The sequence below is a fragment of the Erwinia sp. MMLR14_017 genome, from assembly GCF_033657285.1.
Classification (GTDB): Bacteria; Pseudomonadota; Gammaproteobacteria; order Enterobacterales; family Enterobacteriaceae; genus Erwinia.
The window spans coordinates 125,074-143,821 of the sequence record NZ_JAWVWP010000005.1; the positions used below are offsets into that span (position 1 = coordinate 125,074).

Sequence of the window (18,748 nt, forward strand, 5' to 3'; positions counted from 1 at the left end):
TTGCCGCGAGGCGGTTAATCGCGTAAAACTGTCTGCCGCTCTTAGGCCACGAAAACTGTTGAGATTATGTTCCAGGATAACCCGCTGCTCGCGCAGCTCAAAGAGAAACTCCACTCCCAGACGCCGCGTGTTGAGGGGGTAGTGAAAGGCACCGAGAAAGGCTTTGGCTTCCTGGAAGTCGATGCACAAAAAAGTTACTTTATTCCACCGCCGTTCATGAAAAAAGTGATGCATGGCGACCGCGTGGTTGCGGTGCTGCAAACCGATAAAGATCGTGAAGTCGCCGATCCGGAAAAGCTGATTGAACCTTTTCTGACGCGTTTTGTTGGCCGTATTCAACGCAAAGATGACCGCCTCTCTATCGTTCCCGATCACCCGCTGTTGAAAGATGCTATCCAGTGTCGTGCTGACCGAAACGTCACGCATGATTTTCAGGCTGGCGACTGGGCCGTGGCCGAGATGCGTCGTCATCCCCTTAAGGGTGACCGTACCTTCTACGCTGAACTTACCGCATTTATTACCACTGCCGACGATCACCTTGCGCCGTGGTGGGTGACGCTTTCCCGTCATAATCTGGAGCGTGAAGCGCCAGAAGCAGTGACCGGTGAAATGCTGGACGAGCAGTTAGAGCGTGAAGATCTTACGGCTCTGGAGTTTGTCACCATCGACAGCGCCAGCACCGAAGATATGGACGATGCGCTCTATGTGGAAGAAACCGCAGAGGGTGAACTCCGCCTGACGATAGCAATTGCCGATCCCACAGCTTATGTGGCAGCGGGCAGCGCACTTGACGCCATTGCGGCAGAGCGCTCTTTCACAAACTACCTGCCGGGCTTTAATATCCCGATGCTGCCTCGTCAGCTGTCGGACGATATCTGTTCGCTGCGCCCGAACGAGCGTCGCCCTGTACTCGCCTGCCGCGTAAACGTGGCTGCCGATGGTACGCTGAGCCAGGAGATCCACTTCTTTGCCGCCTGGATTGAGTCAAAAGCTAAGCTGGCTTACGACAATGTTTCCGACTGGCTGGAAACCGAAGGCAAGAGTGACTGGCAGCCGGAAAGCGAGGCTATTGCCAGCCAAATCCGCCTGCTGCACCGCCTCTGTCTGGCGCGCAGCGAGTGGCGTCAGACCCATGCGCTGGTATTCAAAGACCGCCCTGACTTCCGCTTCCTGCTGGGAGAGAAAGGGGAAGTGCTGGATATTATTGCTGAGCATCGCCGCATTGCTAACCGCATTGTGGAAGAAGCGATGATCACAGCCAATATCTGTGCGGCTACCGTGCTGCGCGAGAAGCTGGGCTTCGGTGTCTATAACATTCACCTGGGCTTTGATGCCGAAAAAGCGGAACTGGCCGCCACCATGCTGGAAAATCACGGTCTGAAAGTGGACCCGCTGGCTATCGCTACGCTGGTGGGTTTCCGCGAGCTGCGCCGCGAGCTGGATGCCCAGCCGACGCAGTTCCTGGACAGCCGCATTCGCCGTTTCCAGTCGTTTGCTGAGATCAGCATCGAGCCTGGCCCGCACTTTGGCCTGGGTCTGGAAGCGTATGCAACCTGGACCTCACCGATCCGTAAATATGGCGATATGATCAACCATCGCCTGCTGAAATCGATGATCAAAGGTGAAGCGGCTACCCGTCCACAGGATGAGATTACGGTGAAAATGGGCGAACGTCGCCGTCTGAACCGTATGGCCGAACGTGACGTGGGCGACTGGCTCTATTCACGTTTCCTGCAGAGTTCTGCCGGTACCGATCGCCGCTTTAATGCCGAAATCATTGATGTTTCCCGCGGCGGTATGCGCGTCCGTCTGACGGACAACGGTGCGGTAGCCTTTATCCCTGCTCCCTTCATTCATGCCGTACGTGATGAACTGGTTTGCAGCCAGGAAAATGGCACCGTGCAGATCAAGGGCGAGGTGGTTTACCGCGTCACTGACCTGATTGAAGTGACCATTGCGGAAGTGCGCATGGAAACCCGCAGCGTCGTGGCACGTCCGGTAGCATAACGTTGTATCAGGCGGGATAACCTGGCTTATCCCGCCTTTTCTCTTCTTCGCGAAAAAACGCTTCTTGCCTCACACTTCTCTCTGCCTTCGCTTTCATTAACAAATAATTACATTACTTTAATCTTGTTGTTCAGTTCCTCTTATCGAACATGCAAGGAGTCATGTGATGAAAAACGTCAAAACCGGCGTTACCTGGTCTGCCGTGGCGTTAGTGGGTGCCGGGGCGTTTGCCATGCTGGCGCTCAGCCGGGGCGAACATGTTAACGCCTTGTGGCTGGTGGTGGCTTCTGTCGCCTGTTACAGCATCGCTTATCGTTTCTACAGCCTGTTTATCGCCAAAAATATTTTTGAGCTGGACGATCGTCGGCGTACGCCGGCCGAGCGAAATAACGACGGTCTGGACTATGTTCCCATCAATAAGTGGGTGCTGTTTGGACACCACTTTGCCGCGATTGCCGGTGCCGGGCCGCTGGTCGGGCCGATTCTGGCGGCGCAGATGGGCTTTTTGCCCGGCACAATCTGGATCCTGGTGGGCGTGATGATGGCCGGTGCCGTGCAGGATTTCCTGATCCTCTTTATCTCCACCCGGCGCGATGGCCGGTCGCTGGGGGAAATGGCCAAACAAGAGCTGGGCGCTTTTGCCGGCGTGGTAACGATGCTGGGCGCCCTGGGTGTGATGATCATTATCCTCTCCGCGCTGGCTCTGGTAGTGGTAAAAGCGTTGGCCAACAGCCCATGGGGCCTGTTTACCATCGCGGCCACTATTCCTATTGCGCTGTTGATGGGCATCTATATGCGCTTTATCCGGCCCGGCAAAATTGCTGAGGTGTCGCTGATAGGATTCGTGCTGATGATGGCTGCGATTATTTATGGCGGCGATATTGCGCAGCATCCTTACTGGGGTCCTTTCTTTACCCTGAAAGGCACGACGCTAACCTGGGTGCTGGTCGTTTATGGCTTTATCGCTTCGGTTCTGCCGGTCTGGTTGTTGCTGGCGCCGCGTGATTATCTCTCCACCTTCCTGAAAATTGGCGTTATTTTAGGCCTGGCCGTCGGCATTCTGTTTGCCATGCCGGAAATGAAAATGCCCGCCGTGACGCGCTTTATTGACGGCAGCGGCCCGGTCTTTTCAGGCGCGCTGTTCCCCTTCTTGTTTATCACCATTGCCTGTGGAGCCATTTCCGGCTTCCATGCGCTGGTCTCCAGCGGCACCACGCCCAAGCTGATTGAACGTGAAAGCCATATTCGCTTTATCGGCTACGGCGCAATGCTGATGGAATCTTTCGTGGCAATCATGGCATTGATCTGCGCGTCGGTTATTGAACCTGGGGTCTATTTCGCCATGAACTCGCCAGCCGCACTGATTGGCACCACGGTGGAAACGGCCTCGCAGGCGATTAACGGCTGGGGCTTTGTGGTGACGCCTGAAATGCTGACAGGGATCGCTCGTGACGTGGGGGAAACCTCTATTCTTTCCCGTGCTGGCGGCGCACCAACGTTTGCGGTAGGGATGGCGCATATTATTACTGAGGTGTTTAACAGCCGGGTGATGATGGCCTTCTGGTACCACTTCGCAATTCTGTTTGAAGCGCTGTTTATTTTGACCGCTGTGGATGCCGGTACGCGGGCCTGTCGTTTCATGGTACAGGATCTGGTGGGCACTGTGGTGCCGTCGCTGGCGAATAATCGTTCCTGGGCTGGCAATATGGCAGGCACCACCGTTGCCGTGGCGGGCTGGGGCTTCTTCGTCTATCAGGGCGTGGTAGATCCGCTGGGCGGTATTAATACGCTCTGGCCGCTGTTTGGTATCGGTAACCAGATGCTGGCTTCCATGGCGCTGATTCTGGGCACTGTGGTGCTGTTCAAAATGAAAAAACAGCGCTATGCCTGGGTAACCATCCTGCCAACTGTCTGGCTTTTTATCACCTCAATGACCGCTGGCTGGCAGAAGATTTTCCACGAAAAACCGAGTATTGGTTTTCTGGCGCAGGCGAAGAAATTTTCTACAGGTATTGAGAATGGCGTGGTGATTGCGCCAGCTAAAACGGTGGCAGATATGCAGACGATTGTCTTCAGCAATCAGATCAATGCCGCTTTGTGCGCCTTCTTTATGCTGGTCGCGGTAACGATGCTGATCGCCGCCTTCTTTGTTATCCGGCGTGCGCTTAAAAGTGAAAAACCGACCACCCACGAAACCAGCGTTTCTTTGAGAAATGAGGCTCATCATGTCTGATGCCGTTTCCCGCCCACGTCAGATAAGTTTTGTCGTTATCCGACGCGTGATCCCAATGCCTGGTAAAACGCCAGAAAAATTAACGTTACGTTTGTTAATGTCACGTCTGGCACAGAGTTTCCGTTTGATGGTAGGTGTCCAGGATTACCCGACCTACCTGCGGCATATGAATCAGCAGCACCCTGCCACTAACCCAATGACTGAAAAGGAATTTCATCGATATTGCCTGGAGGCCCGCTTTCCTGGAAAAGGCGGAAAATTAGGTAAATGTCCCTGTTAATCCTCCGTCCCCGGTCAACCGGCCGGGGCATTTTGTGCCCACGGGTAACCGCAAACGAAAAATATATTCCAATACATCTTGAGATTCTGCTGCTTGCCGAATACTGTTGCTAAAATAAGAAGATACAGCATGAATAGCGTCCCTCAAGGAGACACCTGATGACCGATGAACAAGGGCAATCGTTACTCTATACCTATTTTGGTACTACCAGCCCTCATTGGCGTTTAAAGGCCGACAGCGATGCCCTTCTTTTTGCTGAGGATGAACAGGCAAGTACGCATATAGCCGTTCCGCTTACCGGACCTCAGGCTAACCTGATCCGCAGCATGACCGTGATTACCTCCAGCGCAAATCTGACTCTCTCGTTATATGGCGAACCGCTCTCCATGCACCTTGTTGGTCGAAGAGTTAACCAGACCTCCTGGGCGGGCAGCGCTTCTGCCTGGGGAGATACCTCTGCCGTGGCACGGGATTTAGTATTGGGTCTCTCTTTTGCTGAACAGGTGGTTTCCGAAGCGAATTCGGTGATTGTTATCGTCGATCAGCGCGGTAATATTCAGCGTTTCAACCGCCTGAGTGAAGAATACACCGGTCTCAAAGAGCAGGAAGTCATTGGGCGAAATGTCTTCCAGCTGTTTATGACCAAGCAGGAAGCCTCCGCTTCCCGCCGTAATATCAGTGGTTTTTTCCGTGACGGCAGCTCTTATGAAGTTGAGCGCTGGATCAAAACGAAAAAAGGCCAGCGGCTCTTTTTGTTCCGCAATAAATTTGTTCACAGCGGCAGCGGTAAAAACGAAATCTATCTGATCTGTTCAGGTACAGATATTACCGAGGAGCGCCGTGCTCAGGAGAGACTGCGCGTACTGGCAAATACGGATACCATCACCGGCCTGCCAAACCGTAACGCGATTAATTACGCTATTGCCGAAGCGTTGGAAAACCGTGTCGGGCAGCAGGTTGGCATCGTCTACCTCGATCTGGACAACTTTAAGAAGGTCAATGATGCGTACGGCCATATGTTTGGCGATCAGCTGTTACAGGCCGTCTCGCTGGCGATTTTAAGCTGTCTGGACAAAGATCAGACGCTGGCCAGGCTGGGCGGCGATGAGTTTATTGTGCTGGCTACGGATGCCAGTCAGGCCTCCTTAGAGGCGATGGCTTCACGTATTCTGGATCGGCTTAAACAGCCCTTCCGCATTGGGTTGATAGAGGTTTATTCCGGCTGTTCCATCGGTATCGCCGTCAGTCCGCAGCATGGTGAGGATCGTGAAAGTTTGATCCGTAACGCGGACACCGCAATGTATACCGCTAAAGAGAGCGGTCGCGGCAAATTCTGCATCTTCTACGCCGAAATGAATCAGCGGGTCTTTGAATATCTCTGGCTGGATACCAATTTACGTAAGGCGCTGGATCAAAATCAGCTGATTATTCACTATCAGCCCAAGATTGATGCGGATGGTGAGGTGAGAAGCGTCGAGGCGCTGGTCCGCTGGCTTTCGCCAGAGCGTGGGCTGGTGCCGCCGGGCAGCTTTATCTCTTATGCTGAAGAGTCGGGGCTGATCGTTCCGCTGGGGCGCTGGGTCATGTTAACCGCTTTAGAACAGATTGTTCGCTGGCGTGAGCGAGGCATTAATTTACGGGTTGCGGTGAACGTTTCCCCCCGTCAGCTCATTGACCAGAGTATCTATTCAGATCTGAAGCTGGCACTGGAACAGGCTAATCTGGATTATTGCCCGATTGATATTGAGCTTACGGAAAGCTGCCTGATTGAAAATGAAGAGAAAGCGCTGGCGCTGATGGGCCAGTTCCAGCAGTTGGGGGCGGAAGTTCACCTTGACGATTTTGGCACCGGCTACTCTTCGCTTTCACAGCTGGCGCGCGTTCCGATCAATGCCATTAAACTGGATCAGAGCTTTGTGCGCGGGGTAAATGAGCAGCCTGTTTCTCAGTCGCTGGTTCGGGCCATCGTAGCGGTTGCCAGAGCGCTGGAGCTGAAGGTGATAGCTGAAGGCATTGAAACCAAAGAAGAGGAGAGATTTGTCCTGGCGAGTGGCGTTGGCACCCGCCAGGGATTTTACTATGCAAGGCCAATGCCCGCAGAAGATATTGAGCACTGGCTTGCTGACAGAACGGAAAAAATTAACGCTTAGCCAACTTTACGCAGTACCTGGGCACTGTGGCGATTTTGTAGCTGAACAAGGCGCTCCATATAGGCAATATCTTTCGGCTCAATAGTGAAAGCGAAATCGACCCAATCTTCCGTAATATCCATTAACTCCGCGCGTGTCAGCTGCAGTACACGCTGACGCGCTTTAAGCATGGCTTTAACCCCATTCAGTTTCGGCTTTATGGTATCGATAAACGTACGTGTCGCCTGATAACCCTCCCCCGGCTGAAACACTTTATCGACCAGACCGCGCTGTTCAAACCACTCGGCGGAGTGCGACTCCCCTTCGCAGATTAACTCTTCTGCCAGCTTCATACCGGACCGACGGGCTACCAGTGAGTACCCCCCCATGCCCGGGAACAGGTTAAAAGCTATTTCAGGGAAGCCCATTCGGGCACTGTTTTGCGCCAGAATGAAGTGGTGGGCCAGCGCAGCTTCAAAGCCTCCTCCTAATGCGCTGCCTTCGACCATGGCTATACTGACGGCACCGGTATCAAACCCCCTTGCCGCGGCATGAATACAGTCCACGCATGCCCGCGCATAGGCTCTCAGAGCCTCGCGCCGTCCATTTTTTATCGATTCGACAAAGAAACGCAGATCGCCCCCGGCATTAAACATGGTCGGTACTAAAGAGCCGGTCACCCAAAAATCGATGGGCAAACCAGAGCGCTGTGCGGCATAGCTGAGATTCATGATCTCTTCGATAAGCTCGTGATTAAAGCTCGGACGGGGTTGTGCGCGAAGTAACATCCACATGGTACGACGGCCTTCTTCATAGTAGGCAGAAAGCTGTGTGGTATGTCCAACTTCGCTAAACAACCGGCATGTAGTCTGATTAATTACTGTCATTTTATGATCCTCTGGTTATGGGAGCGCTTAAGCGCGTTTCCAGCGTAATCCAGAGCGCGTGATCACAAAATCTGCTTTTGATTTTTAAGATAAAACAGGGTGAAGCAGGCGGGAATTTAGCCTGATGACAGGGCTAAACCCGTTGCCCGCGTTGCAGTAGAACCTTTTGTCACTGTCAGGTTATCGGGCCTGATTAGTTTATTTTTTTTGACCATACCAGGCATTACTGCCGTGCTTACGCAAATAGTGATTATCCAGCAAGGCGGATTGAATGGCCGGCAGTCCCGGTGAAAGCTGTAAACTGAAGATGCCCATATAGGCCACCTCTTCCAGCACTACTGCCGTATGCACCGCCTCTGCTGCCGTTTTCCCCCAGCAAAAGGGGCCATGTGAATTAACCAGCACCGCTGGAATGGTTTCAGGATCGAGTTCGCGCTGGCGGAATGTTTCGATGATCACATTGCCCGTTTCCCATTCGTAGCGCGTCTGGATCTCTTCTGGCGTCATCTGACGCGTGCAGGGAATGGCTCCGAAAAAATCATCAGCATGCGTGGTGCCCCAGGCGGGAAGATCTTTCCCTGCCTGCGCCCAGATGGTGGCATGTCTGGAATGGGTATGGACTATACTGCCTGCGCCAGGCCAGGCCTGATAGAGCGCGCGGTGGGTATCCGTATCAGAAGAAGGGCGTTTCTGGCCTTCTACCACTTCACCAGTATCAACATTCACTACCACCATATCGTCCCGCTGCATGGCGTCATAGCTGACACCAGAAGGTTTAATCACCATAAGACCGCTGTCGCGATCTATAGCGCTTACGTTGCCCCAGGTAAAAACCACCAGCCCATGTCCGGGTAAGGCCAGATTCGCTTCCAGCACCTGTTGTTTTAACGCTTCTAACATTTTTTCTCTCCAGCCGTTTTTCTCCATTCTCCGCGCAGCACCCAAATCTGGGTATGGAGATATTGGCTGGATGCGGGGATGAATTCAGCTGACGGATCAGAAATGCGGAATGAAATCGGATAATTTACCTGTTGCGGCTATCGCCAGAGGCTACAATAAAACCTGGCATCAAAACCGCAGGTGATAGTTAGTCCTCTATCTTTGTCCTGCGGTCAGCGACCCGATTACTGGCTGCCTTAGCGGGCAGGTGACAACATTATCCAGCGGCGTATTTCCTTTATGTGAGATAAACCACTTATAAATTTGTCAGGGCTGGGCCTGAAATGCAGAGCTGTCGCTATACTGTTAAAGAGACCTCTGCTGGAAAAATTAAGGAGAAGTGATGATGACATTGACTGCAAAACGTATTTCCGCAGGCCTGCTGGCCGCGACGTTAGTTCTTTCCCTGAGCGCTTGCTCTAACTGGTCTAAGCGCGACCGTAACACGGCTATCGGCGCCGGCGCGGGAGCGATTGGCGGTTCAGTGCTCTCCAATGGTAGCGGGCTGGGAACCGTAGGCGGCGCCGCCGTTGGCGGTATCATCGGCCACCAGATTAGCCGTTAATAAAAAAACCTTCACACAGCGTAACAGTAGTAAAAGGCCGCATTAAAACGCGGCCTTTTCTTTTTTATCCTCCGGCCAGTTTAACCTTCAGGCCTTTTGCCTCAAGCAGCGTCTTTAGCAGGTCCCGTTTGTCACCCTGGATTTCGATAACGCCCTCCTTTACTGCTCCGCCGCATCCGCATTTTTTCTTTAACTCTGCGGCAAGTTTTTCAAGCTCTGCATCGGGCATATCCAGGCCCGTGATCAGACAGACGCCCTTCCCCTTCCTGCCGCTGGTCTGGCGCTGAAGACGAACGATGCCATCGCCTTTTGGGCGCTCGGTTTGCGGCCTGGGTTCATCAATCCGTCCCGATTCAGTTGAGTAAACCAGGCGACTGTTATTCTCCGCCATTATGCCTCCTGTAATGATGCCAGAATGGTTTTTAAGGTGGCTTCAGGATCCGAAGACTGGGTTATCGGACGTCCAATGACCATATAGTCTACACCAGCCTGCAGAGCCTGTTGCGGCGTCATGATGCGGCGCTGATCGCCAGCTTCGCTTCCCACAGGCCGGATACCTGGCGTCACCAGCTTAAATTCTGCACCAAGAGCCTGTTTAAAGCGTGCGGCTTCCTGCGCCGAGCAAACCACGCCATCAAGGCCACACTGTTGGGTGAGTCGGGCCAGCTTTTCAGCGTGGTCGGCTGGGGAAGCATCGATCCCAATATCCCGGAGATCGGCCGCTTCCATGCTGGTGAGTACGGTTACCGCTATCAGCAAGGGGGCCTCTTTACCAAAAGGCAGTAAGGCTTCACGGGCAGCCTTCATCATCCGCGCTCCCCCACTTGCATGTACGTTCACCATCCAGACGCCAAGATCGGCAGCCGCAGCGACGGCATGCGCCGTGGTGTTAGGAATATCGTGAAACTTCAGATCCAGAAAGACCTGGAATCCGCGTTGATGCAACTCTCTGACCAGATTGGGGCCAAACAGCGTATACATCTCCTTGCCCACTTTCAGCCGACAGCTCTGCGGGTCAATCCGGTCAACAAACGCCATAGCTGCAGCGAGATCGTGATAATCCAGCGCGACCAGAATGGGAGAACCGGTTACCTGAGGTGATTGCATGGAAAAGCCCTCTGAAAGTGATGCGCCAGTAGCACAAGAGATAAACGGCAAGCATTCTACCTGTGCCACCGGCAAATGCACAGTTTGCCGGTTCAGATTTTGCAATTTGCCCTGCCTGACTAAGGTTCCCGCTATTGTTTCTGTAACCGTGTTGGTTAATTTATCATTAGTATGTTGTAACTAAAGCGCACTAAAAGAAAAGGCCAGCCCCTTTGCAGGGTTACTGGCCGTCCAGACCGCGAATAGGCTTTACGGAAGACCACGCCCGGCATGAAGGACAGTGCCAGTAAAGCGCATGGGCGGTAAAGCCACACTTGTGACAGCGGTAACGTGGTTTGGTACGGATTTGCTCGCCCACCATATCGCGCAGCACCATCAGGCTCTCTTTCGCCCTGCCATCTTCAGCTTCATGCAGGTGGTAATCCATCAGCCGATGGAACACCCGCATCGTTGGGTGACGCTGAAGCTGGCGATTAATATAGAGCTGAGCCACCTCCCCTCCCTCATCACGCTCAATAACGTCAGAGAGATAGAGTTCTGCGGCGGCTCCGGTATTCTCCTCCACACAGCGCTGAAGATACTCTGCCCACGCCTGAGGTTGATTAAGCTGCTGGTAACAGGTTTCCAGCATGGCCAGCGTCTCGCTGACCAGCTCTTTATCCTGCTCTATCACCCGCTGCAGATGCCCCATCGCTTTAGCATATTCACCTTTCGCCATATGAATACGCCCCATCATGATCGAGACGCGTGCGCTCTGTCGATCTGCCGACTCCCCTTTTTTCAACAGGCTCATGGCCCGGTCAAGATCATCACTGCCCATCGCCTGCAAAGCCAGCTCACAATAGAAATGGGCGATCTCCATGCGCTGCTTATCTTTACCCAGTTTAACCAGCCGCTCGGCCACTTCGATCGCTTTTGGCCAGTCGCTGGTGGCCTGATGGATGATTAACAGCTGTTGCAACGCGCCTACCCGGAAATCCGTTTCATCAACCAGCTGGCTGAACATCTCTTCCGCACGATCGTAAAAGCCAGCAGCCATATAATCACGCCCCAGCTGTTGCACAGCCAGGAGCCGTTGATCGTAAGTCAGGGAGGCGCTTTCCATTAAAGATTGATGGATGCGGATAGCGCGATCAACCTCTCCTCGTGAGCGGAAAAGGTTACCCAGCGTGAGGTGAGCTTCTACCGTGCCGCTATCTTCTTTGAGCATATCCAGGAAAAGATCGACCGCTTTATCCTGCTGGTTGGAAAGCAGAAAGTTTACCCCTGTGACATAGTCCCGCGACAGGCGGCTTGCTTCCTGTTGCTTGTCCTGTTGTGCGCTGCGGCGCCCCATGTACCAGCCGTAAGCGGCGGCAACAGGCAGTAACAGAAACAGCAATTCCAACATAAGAGATTATTCCTTAAGGGCAGGAACTTGTGACGCTGTCACAGCTTCTTCTGCCTGCCCCAGCTGCTGCTGCAGGCGTTTTAATTTACGTTGAGAGTGGGCAAGCGACACACGAACGCGCAGCCAGAACAGGCCACAAATGGCCCAGCCAAGTAGAAATCCGGCCGCAAACAGGACAGCTAACAACGTTGAAACCCGATATTCGCCCTGCGCCAGAAGGTAGTTAAAGGTAACCACCTGATCATTATGCGCCCCAAGCGTAATCGAGATAATGAAAATCACTAATACCAGTAAAAAAATCAGCAAATATTTCACAGTCCATCCCATAGTCTGGTGTTAACCAGATGAATTATGCCAAAAAAAATGCGCTGTTGCTTGTCCGTTGCACCCTCAGAAGCGGCGACCGTGAAAAAACAGTGTCCTGACTGGTAATATGGGTGCAAACATCAAAAAGACAATCACTCCCGTTCGCGCTGCTCAATTTCACGCTCTTCCTGCGGCGGAACGGTAAGCGGACCGCAATAACGCTGTACCAGCCAGGTAGCCAGGCTGACCAACACCCAGCTAATCAGGGTAGAGGAGATCAGATCCTGCGGCCAGTGCATCCCCAGCACTAACCGGCTACCCATTACCCCAATCGCCCAGCCTGTCAGCAGTGTGACCGTCACGATGCGTCGGCGCGGCCAGAGCAACCCTATTCCCAGTAATGCCCAGCTGGCGGCAAACATAGTATGGCCCGAGGGGAAAGCATATCCTGTTTCAAATTCCCAGTGCTGCTTCAGCCAGTCCGGCAATTGCGTATTAGCAATCAGTGCATTACGCACCAGCATGCTACGTTCTGGTCGTTTCTGCTGGTAAAAAGTTTGCTCATTCAGGCCCTGGTTCTGTTCCAGCCACATTACATATGGCCTCGGCTCCTGGACCTGCTCTTTGATAAACGATTTCGTGTATTGCCCTACGAGAATGGCAGAAACCACGATGATCAGCAAAATGAGTGCCGGTTTGAGCCGGAACCGCAGACACCACAAGAACCAGCCGCACAGGAGCGCACTGGTGAGTATGCCCCAGGGGCTGGTAACGGTCTCGGTCAGCCAAAAGAGCGCTTTGTGTGCAGCCCCCATCTCCACCGGCTTCCAGTGCCAGCCAGAGAGCATAACCCCAACGGGCATCATCAGCAGTAACAGCGCACCCAGGGTTGTACGTTTCAAAATATCTCTCATTGTCTTCCTTTACTGATATGAAGCATTTCTCGTTTTAACGCTAAGTTTATGTGAAAAAATAATAACATAGTGTTGATGAAGGTGATAATTGTGCGGTATCTGAACAATCGCTCTAAGACGTTAACCGCCTTCGCCCTGATTGTGGCAAAATAAGGAAACTGTGTCAGTTTGCTGACAGCGCGCTACCATGATGATAGCGCAACATTTGAAGTTTCTGGAGAGTCACATGCAGCTTAAACGGGTAGCAGAAGCCAAACTGCCCACGCCATGGGGAGATTTCCTGATGGTTGGTTTTGAAGAACTGGCAACCGGTCACGATCATGTGGCGCTGGTTTATGGCGATATTACTGACAGCGATGCGGTGCTGGCGCGCGTCCATTCCGAGTGTCTGACTGGCGATGCTCTCTTCAGTCTGCGTTGCGACTGCGGTTTTCAGTTGGAAGCGGCGCTGAACCATATTGCGGAAGAAGGCCGGGGCGTGCTGCTGTATCACCGCCAGGAAGGCCGTAATATTGGTCTGCTGAACAAAATCCGTGCTTACGCATTGCAGGATAAAGGCTTTGATACCGTTGAAGCCAATCACCAGTTGGGTTTTGCTGCAGATGAGCGTGATTTCACTCTCTGTGCGGATATGTTCAAACTGCTGGGCGTAAATGAAGTCCGCCTGCTGACCAATAATCCTCGTAAGGTAGAGATCCTTAGCGAAGCCGGGATTAATATTGTCGAGCGCGTGCCGCTGATTGTTGGGCGTAACCCGGAAAACGCCCACTATCTGGACACTAAGGCCGCTAAAATGGGCCATCTGCTGACGAAAGAATAAAGGCCAGGCGTACCCTTAAAAAAGGGCCAACATATGTTGGCCCTTTTGTTTCAGTAACAGCAGAGTGCTTTGCTGCAGGCTATCTGTTATGCCGCAGCGGGTTTATCGCTCAGCATGTTACGGATTACATAGTGCAGGATACCGTCGTTCTGGTAATAAGTAAGCTCATTACCTGTATCAATGCGGCACCGTGTTGCCAGCGTCTCTTTCCGCCCGTCGCTATAGGTCAGGGTGACGTTTACCGTGCCCCCCGGTTTTAACTGCGTCAGGTTTTCCACATCAATCTGCTCATCACCGGTTAACCCCAGCGTTTTGCGGGTTACATTGTCCGGGAACTCCAGCGGCAGGATCCCCATACCAATCAGATTAGAACGGTGTATACGCTCAAAAGATTCTGCGATAACCACCCGGATACCCAGCAGGCGCGGACCTTTTGCTGCCCAGTCGCGGCTGGAACCTGAACCATACTCCTTGCCCGCAATCACCGCCAACGGTGTACCCTGCTGCTGATACTTCATCGCTGCATCATAAATGGCTAACTGCTCGTCGCCAGGTACCAGGCGCGTAATGCCCCCTTCCACCCCCGGCACCATTTCATTGCGGATGCGGATATTGGCAAACGTGCCGCGCATCATTACCTCATGGTTACCACGACGCGATCCGTAGGAGTTAAAATCGCCGCGCTCAACGCCATGCGCCTGCAGGTAACGCCCTGCCGGGCTTTCCGCTTTAATGCTGCCTGCGGGCGAAATATGATCCGTAGTAACTGAATCACCCAGTATCGCCAAAATGCGCGCGCCGCGAATATCTTCAACCGGCTTGGGTTGTTTTTCCATATCGTCAAAGAAAGGCGAAAGCCGGATATAGGTCGATCCTTCGTCCCAGTCATAAGTAGCGGCTTCGCTGACTTTGATCTGCTGCCATTCAGGCGTGCCTAAGAATACTTCGGCATACTCTTTATGGAACATATCGGTAGAGACGAGCTGTACTGCTTCGGCTATCTCCTCCGGTGAAGGCCAGATATCTTTGAGATAGACAGGGTTACCGGATTGATCCTCGCCAAGCGGATCTTCCTGCAGATTGATATTCATATTACCGGCCAGCGCATAGGCCACCACCAGCGGTGGCGAAGCCAGCCAGTTGGTTTTCACATAGGGGTGAATTCGCCCTTCAAAATTACGATTTCCGGAGAGCACCGCCCCCATGGTGAGATCGCCCTCTTTGATGGCATTTTCAATTTCATCCGGTAGCGGACCCGAGTTGCCGATGCAGGTGGTGCAGCCATAGCCCACCAGGTTAAAACCGAGCTTATCCAGATAGGGCGTCAGACGCGCGGCGGCGAGATAGTCCGACACCACTTTGGAACCAGGCGCAAGCGAGGCTTTGACCCAGGGCTGTCGTTTCAGCCCCAGCGAGACCGCTTTTTTCGCCAGTAGCCCGGCGGCCATCAATATGCTGGCATTCGAGGTATTCGTACAGGAGGTGATAGCGGAGATCACCACAGCGCCATCCTTTAACGTATGCTGTTGGCCCGTTTTGCTGTCGTGATAGGTGATTTCTTTATGCTGCTTCAGCGCCTGATTCACTTCCAGTTCATTACTGGCCTGGAAGGCTTTGGGTACCTCCCCTAACGAGACGCGATCCTGCGGCCGTTTTGGCCCCGCAACGCTGGCCACCACATCATTCATATCCAGCGCCAGAGAACTGGTGAAAAGAGGTTCATCGCCAGGATTTCTCCACAGCCCCTGCGCTTTAGCGTAATGCTCAACTAATGCTACCTGTTCGCTGCTGCGGCCGGTGAGCTTCATATAGCCGAGAGTCACTTCATCCAGCGGGAAGAAGCCGCAGGTTGCGCCATATTCAGGGGCCATGTTGGCAAGGGTACCGCGATCGGCAAGAGGCAGATCGGCCAGGCCATCACCATAGAATTCAACAAACTTACCCACTACACCATGTTTACGCAGCATCTGAGTCACGGTAAGGACCAGATCAGTTGCGGTGATGCCGGGTCGTAATTTCCCGGTTAGCTTAAACCCTACCACGTCAGGTATCAGCATAGAAACGGGCTGCCCCAGCATGGCAGCTTCTGCCTCGATGCCGCCCACGCCCCAACCTAATACACCCAGCGCATTAATCATGGTGGTGTGCGAGTCAGTTCCGACCAGGGTATCGGGATAAGCTATCTCTTCACCATTTTTTGTTTCATGCCAGACCGCTTTGCCGAGATATTCAAGGTTGACCTGATGACAGATGCCCGTACCTGGCGGCACCACGCTGAACTGATTAAACGCTTTCTGTCCCCAGCGCAGGAAAACATAGCGCTCGTGGTTGCGCTCCATTTCAAGGCGCACATTCTCTCCGAAAGCATCATCATCGCCAAAATGATCGACGGTAACCGAATGGTCAATCACCAGGTCCACCGGCGACAACGGGTTTACTTTGGCCACATCCCCGCCCAGCCGGTTAACGGCTTCTCTCATGGCGGCCAGGTCGACTACGGCGGGAACGCCCGTAAAGTCCTGCATTAATACACGTGCCGGACGATAGGCAATTTCCCGGTCAGCATGCGCATGGGTAAGCCAGCCCGCCAGAGCGGCGATATCCTTCGCGGTGACAGAATCTTCATCCTGCCAGCGCAGCAGGTTTTCCATCAGGACTTTCAAGGATTTGGGCAGGCGGGAGAGGTCTCCCAGTTCTTCTGCGACCTGAGGCAGGCTGTAATAGGTATAACGTTGGCCTTTGACATCCAGTGTAGCCCTGGCTTTATTATGTAGGGTAGACGACATCGCTCCTCCTTCATTGATCTCTGAACATAACCTGAGACATTACAGGGTCTGATTTAAAGATAGTACAAACGAGAAGTAACGTTTTGATAACAACACGAAACAACAATAAAGAAGAGATCCTGAACGTAAAAACGCCCCGCGAGATATTCCAGCGAGGCGTTTTTATATAAATGCGAATTGTTTAACTATGCACTATTAATGCATCATCAAACCGACCCAGACAGCACTTGTCCAGAATAAGGCTGAGAAAGTCCAGGTACTAAACCAGGTCATTTGAGTTAAATTCATTTTTTTCACTCCCTCAGGCCGCCAGGACCAAAAATGTTCTTGAATCAAAACCTTTAACAGATAAAGGCTTAACCGTTTGCTGATGGGTTTTCCATCATCCAGGCATAAAGGTGCCTGGCCATAGAGTTGGCAATTAAAGTAAAATTTTTGCTTATATAAAAAGTTCAACCCACCGGCTGAAAAAAGCGCTGCTGTTACTTCGCTTTTTTATCGATCATGGAATCAATAAAATTACGCTGTAATTCATTCAGGCCCCACGCGTCTGGAATAGTGACTTCATCCGCATTTTTGCCTTTACAATACTGTTCTTTCATCTTGTTGGTTTGTTGCGGTTTCTGATTCAGAGTTTGTAAGAACATAGTTAACCCCATACACGCCAGATCATGAATGCAACAACAATCCAAAACACCGCTGAACCGGCGAATACCGCTAACCAGGCCTTGCGTTTCAGATTGCTGGTACGCTGAACCTTGATGGTTTTGTGCCCGAAGTCGGGTTGTACAGATAATCTAGTAGCCATAGTTTTTGATAATCACTCTCATTGAAAACGATTGTTTGAACCAATCAGAAATTAGGATGAATCCTAAACATTATTTTGGGCGAAATCCAGTAATTTTTATTGAACAAAACGATTAAAGAGATTAATCAAACAAGAAAAACTATATCCTTTGTGATTAATCAAACTTAAGTCAATAAATTACGTTCTAACCCAAATAACCACGTTTAAACCCCCTTTCAGATCCAATCATTTCTGGAGAAAACTTTACTCAGCCTTAAGAACCGCCTCTCTCCGCCACGCTATAACCAGAGTATGAGAATCATCCTAACCAGACGCAAAGTCTGCGGGTGAAAAGTGTGTACCATTTCTCATTTAATGAATAACAATGAAAAAACATGTGATACATGTTTCATTTACGTAAAAAGAATAAAAAGCTTTTATCGATGAGAGCAATAGAAAGTACCAATCAAATAATAAAGGCCACAAAGGTGGCCTTGACTTAGCGATAGCAATCACGGGGGAAATTATCGGGCGGGCAATTTAATATCTTTAAACATCGCTTCTATATCTTCGTTGGAACGCAAACTTACAGCAGTATCAACCACATCGCGCGTCAGATGGGGGGCAAAACGCTGAATGAAGTCATACATGTAACTCCTGAGGAAGGTGCTGCGACGGAAGCCGATTTTGGTCGTACTAAAGCTAAACACATCAGTCGCCTCGATGCGAACCAGATCGGGATCCGAGACAGGGTCTACCGCCATGCTGGCAATGACCCCAACACCCAGGCCCAGACGAACATAGGTTTTAATCACATCAGCATCGGTGGCGGTAAAGACTATTCGCGGGGTAAGCCCGGCCCGGTTAAAAGCGGTGTCCAGTTCTGATCGGCCCGTAAAACCGAACGTATAGGTCACTAATGGATATTCTGCAAGTTCTTCAATGGAGACTTTCGCTTTGCCCGCCAGGGGATGATCGGGCGTGACCACAATCGCCCTGTTCCAGTGATAGCACGGCAACATAATCAGGTCGTCATAGAGATGCAGCGCTTCGGTAGCAATGGCGAAGTCAGCATTCCCCTTAGAAACGGCTTCTGCAATCTGCGTGGGCGAACCCTGATGCATGTGCAGCGAAACGCGCGGGTAGCGTTCAATAAAGCCTTTAATCACATTAGGTAAAGCATAGCGAGCCTGTGTATGGGTTGTGGCAACGTAGAGCGAACCTTTGTCGGGCCAGGTATGCTCGCCCGCCACGGATTTGATTGCATCAACTTTAGAGAGCACTTCACGGGCAATACGAATAATTTCCTGCCCTGCCGGCGTAACCTGAGTAAGGTGCTTACCGCTGCGGGCAAAAATCTGGATGCCCAGTTCATCCTCCAGCATACGGACTTGCTTACTGATCCCGGGTTGTGACGTATAAAGCCCTTCAGCGGTAGAGGAGACGTTAAGATTGTGATTCACCACTTCAACGATATAACGCAGCTGCTGCAATTTCATTTTTCATTCCATTTGAGGTTTGAAGCCACGCACTCAACGCCTGGCCGTGCAAAAGCCGTGAAGACACCGCCGCAGCACTGATGGACCCGGTCTAATGCG

17 protein-coding genes are annotated in these 18,748 nt (G+C 52.1%); 6 read left to right on the forward strand and 11 right to left on the reverse strand.

The window, feature by feature from the left end; translation table 11 throughout:
• Window positions 1-66 precede the first annotated feature (66 nt).
• The 4 genes from SD961_RS10250 to pdeR all read left to right on the forward strand — a co-directional run bounded on the left by SD961_RS10250 (window position 67) and on the right by pdeR (window position 6,670).
• Window positions 67-2,007: an exoribonuclease II gene (locus SD961_RS10250; protein WP_318790268.1), complete on the forward strand. Its 1,941-nt coding sequence runs from the start codon at window positions 67-69 to the stop codon at window positions 2,005-2,007.
• A gap of 166 nt (window positions 2,008-2,173) precedes the next feature.
• Entirely contained in the window at window positions 2,174-4,240 is a 2,067-nt protein-coding gene (locus tag SD961_RS10255; protein WP_318790269.1) for a carbon starvation CstA family protein, read from the forward strand.
• On the forward strand, window positions 4,233-4,520 hold the full coding sequence (locus tag SD961_RS10260; RefSeq protein WP_318790270.1) for a YbdD/YjiX family protein: 288 nt from the start codon (window positions 4,233-4,235) through the stop codon (window positions 4,518-4,520). The genes SD961_RS10255 and SD961_RS10260 overlap by 8 nt, the downstream gene beginning before the upstream one ends.
• A 158-nt stretch (window positions 4,521-4,678) precedes the next feature.
• A complete protein-coding gene (gene pdeR / locus SD961_RS10265) occupies window positions 4,679-6,670 on the forward strand; it encodes a cyclic di-GMP phosphodiesterase (protein ID WP_318790271.1) in 1,992 nt (663 codons plus the stop codon).
• Here the strand turns inward: pdeR and SD961_RS10270 are convergent.
• Both SD961_RS10270 and araD read right to left on the reverse strand, forming a co-directional pair.
• The gene (locus tag SD961_RS10270) at window positions 6,667-7,536 is read right to left on the reverse strand and encodes a crotonase/enoyl-CoA hydratase family protein (RefSeq protein WP_318790272.1); all 870 of its coding nucleotides are present in this window, start codon (window positions 7,534-7,536) and stop codon (window positions 6,667-6,669) included. The two genes, pdeR and SD961_RS10270, sit on opposite strands and share 4 nt — an antisense overlap.
• A 198-nt stretch (window positions 7,537-7,734) precedes the next feature.
• The gene (gene araD / locus SD961_RS10275; protein WP_318790273.1) at window positions 7,735-8,436 is read right to left on the reverse strand and encodes an L-ribulose-5-phosphate 4-epimerase; all 702 of its coding nucleotides are present in this window, start codon (window positions 8,434-8,436) and stop codon (window positions 7,735-7,737) included.
• 385 nt (window positions 8,437-8,821) lie between these two features.
• Between araD and osmB the strand changes: the two genes are divergently transcribed.
• Complete coding sequence (gene osmB / locus SD961_RS10280; RefSeq protein ID WP_318790488.1) at window positions 8,822-9,040, forward strand: osmotically-inducible lipoprotein OsmB; 219 nt, start codon at window positions 8,822-8,824, stop codon at window positions 9,038-9,040.
• Window positions 9,041-9,104: 64 nt separating this feature from the next.
• On the opposite strand, the gene yciH is transcribed toward osmB, so the two are convergent.
• From yciH to pgpB, 5 genes are all read right to left on the reverse strand, one after another.
• A complete protein-coding gene (yciH, locus tag SD961_RS10285) occupies window positions 9,105-9,431 on the reverse strand; it encodes a stress response translation initiation inhibitor YciH (protein ID WP_318790274.1) in 327 nt (108 codons plus the stop codon).
• Complete coding sequence (gene pyrF, locus SD961_RS10290; RefSeq protein WP_318790275.1) at window positions 9,431-10,147, reverse strand: orotidine-5'-phosphate decarboxylase; 717 nt, start codon at window positions 10,145-10,147, stop codon at window positions 9,431-9,433. Before pyrF ends, yciH begins: the two co-directional genes overlap by 1 nt.
• Before the next feature lie 220 nt (window positions 10,148-10,367).
• Window positions 10,368-11,537, reverse strand: a complete 1,170-nt coding sequence (gene lapB, locus SD961_RS10295; RefSeq protein ID WP_318790276.1) for a lipopolysaccharide assembly protein LapB — start codon at window positions 11,535-11,537, stop codon at window positions 10,368-10,370.
• Window positions 11,538-11,543: 6 nt separating this feature from the next.
• Window positions 11,544-11,852, reverse strand: a complete 309-nt coding sequence (locus SD961_RS10300) for a LapA family protein (protein ID WP_318790277.1) — start codon at window positions 11,850-11,852, stop codon at window positions 11,544-11,546.
• 143 nt (window positions 11,853-11,995) lie between these two features.
• Window positions 11,996-12,757 (reverse strand): phosphatidylglycerophosphatase B, encoded by a 762-nt coding sequence (gene pgpB, locus SD961_RS10305; protein WP_318790278.1) that lies wholly within the window; start codon window positions 12,755-12,757, stop codon window positions 11,996-11,998.
• A gap of 226 nt (window positions 12,758-12,983) precedes the next feature.
• Here pgpB and ribA point away from each other — a divergent pair, with 226 nt between their 5' ends.
• Entirely contained in the window at window positions 12,984-13,577 is a 594-nt protein-coding gene (gene ribA / locus SD961_RS10310; protein WP_306205573.1) for a GTP cyclohydrolase II, read from the forward strand.
• Window positions 13,578-13,663: 86 nt separating this feature from the next.
• Here ribA and acnA read toward each other — a convergent pair whose 3' ends face one another.
• From acnA to cysB, 4 genes are all read right to left on the reverse strand, one after another.
• Window positions 13,664-16,363 (reverse strand): aconitate hydratase AcnA, encoded by a 2,700-nt coding sequence (acnA, locus tag SD961_RS10315; RefSeq protein ID WP_318790279.1) that lies wholly within the window; start codon window positions 16,361-16,363, stop codon window positions 13,664-13,666.
• Between the two features lie 482 nt (window positions 16,364-16,845).
• Complete coding sequence (locus SD961_RS10320; RefSeq protein ID WP_318790280.1) at window positions 16,846-17,010, reverse strand: hypothetical protein; 165 nt, start codon at window positions 17,008-17,010, stop codon at window positions 16,846-16,848.
• 2 nt (window positions 17,011-17,012) lie between these two features.
• Complete coding sequence (locus tag SD961_RS10325) at window positions 17,013-17,171, reverse strand: YmiA family putative membrane protein (protein WP_318790281.1); 159 nt, start codon at window positions 17,169-17,171, stop codon at window positions 17,013-17,015.
• A 503-nt stretch (window positions 17,172-17,674) separates the two neighbouring features.
• Complete coding sequence (cysB, locus tag SD961_RS10330; RefSeq protein WP_318790282.1) at window positions 17,675-18,649, reverse strand: HTH-type transcriptional regulator CysB; 975 nt, start codon at window positions 18,647-18,649, stop codon at window positions 17,675-17,677.
• Window positions 18,650-18,748: the final 99 nt, after the last annotated feature.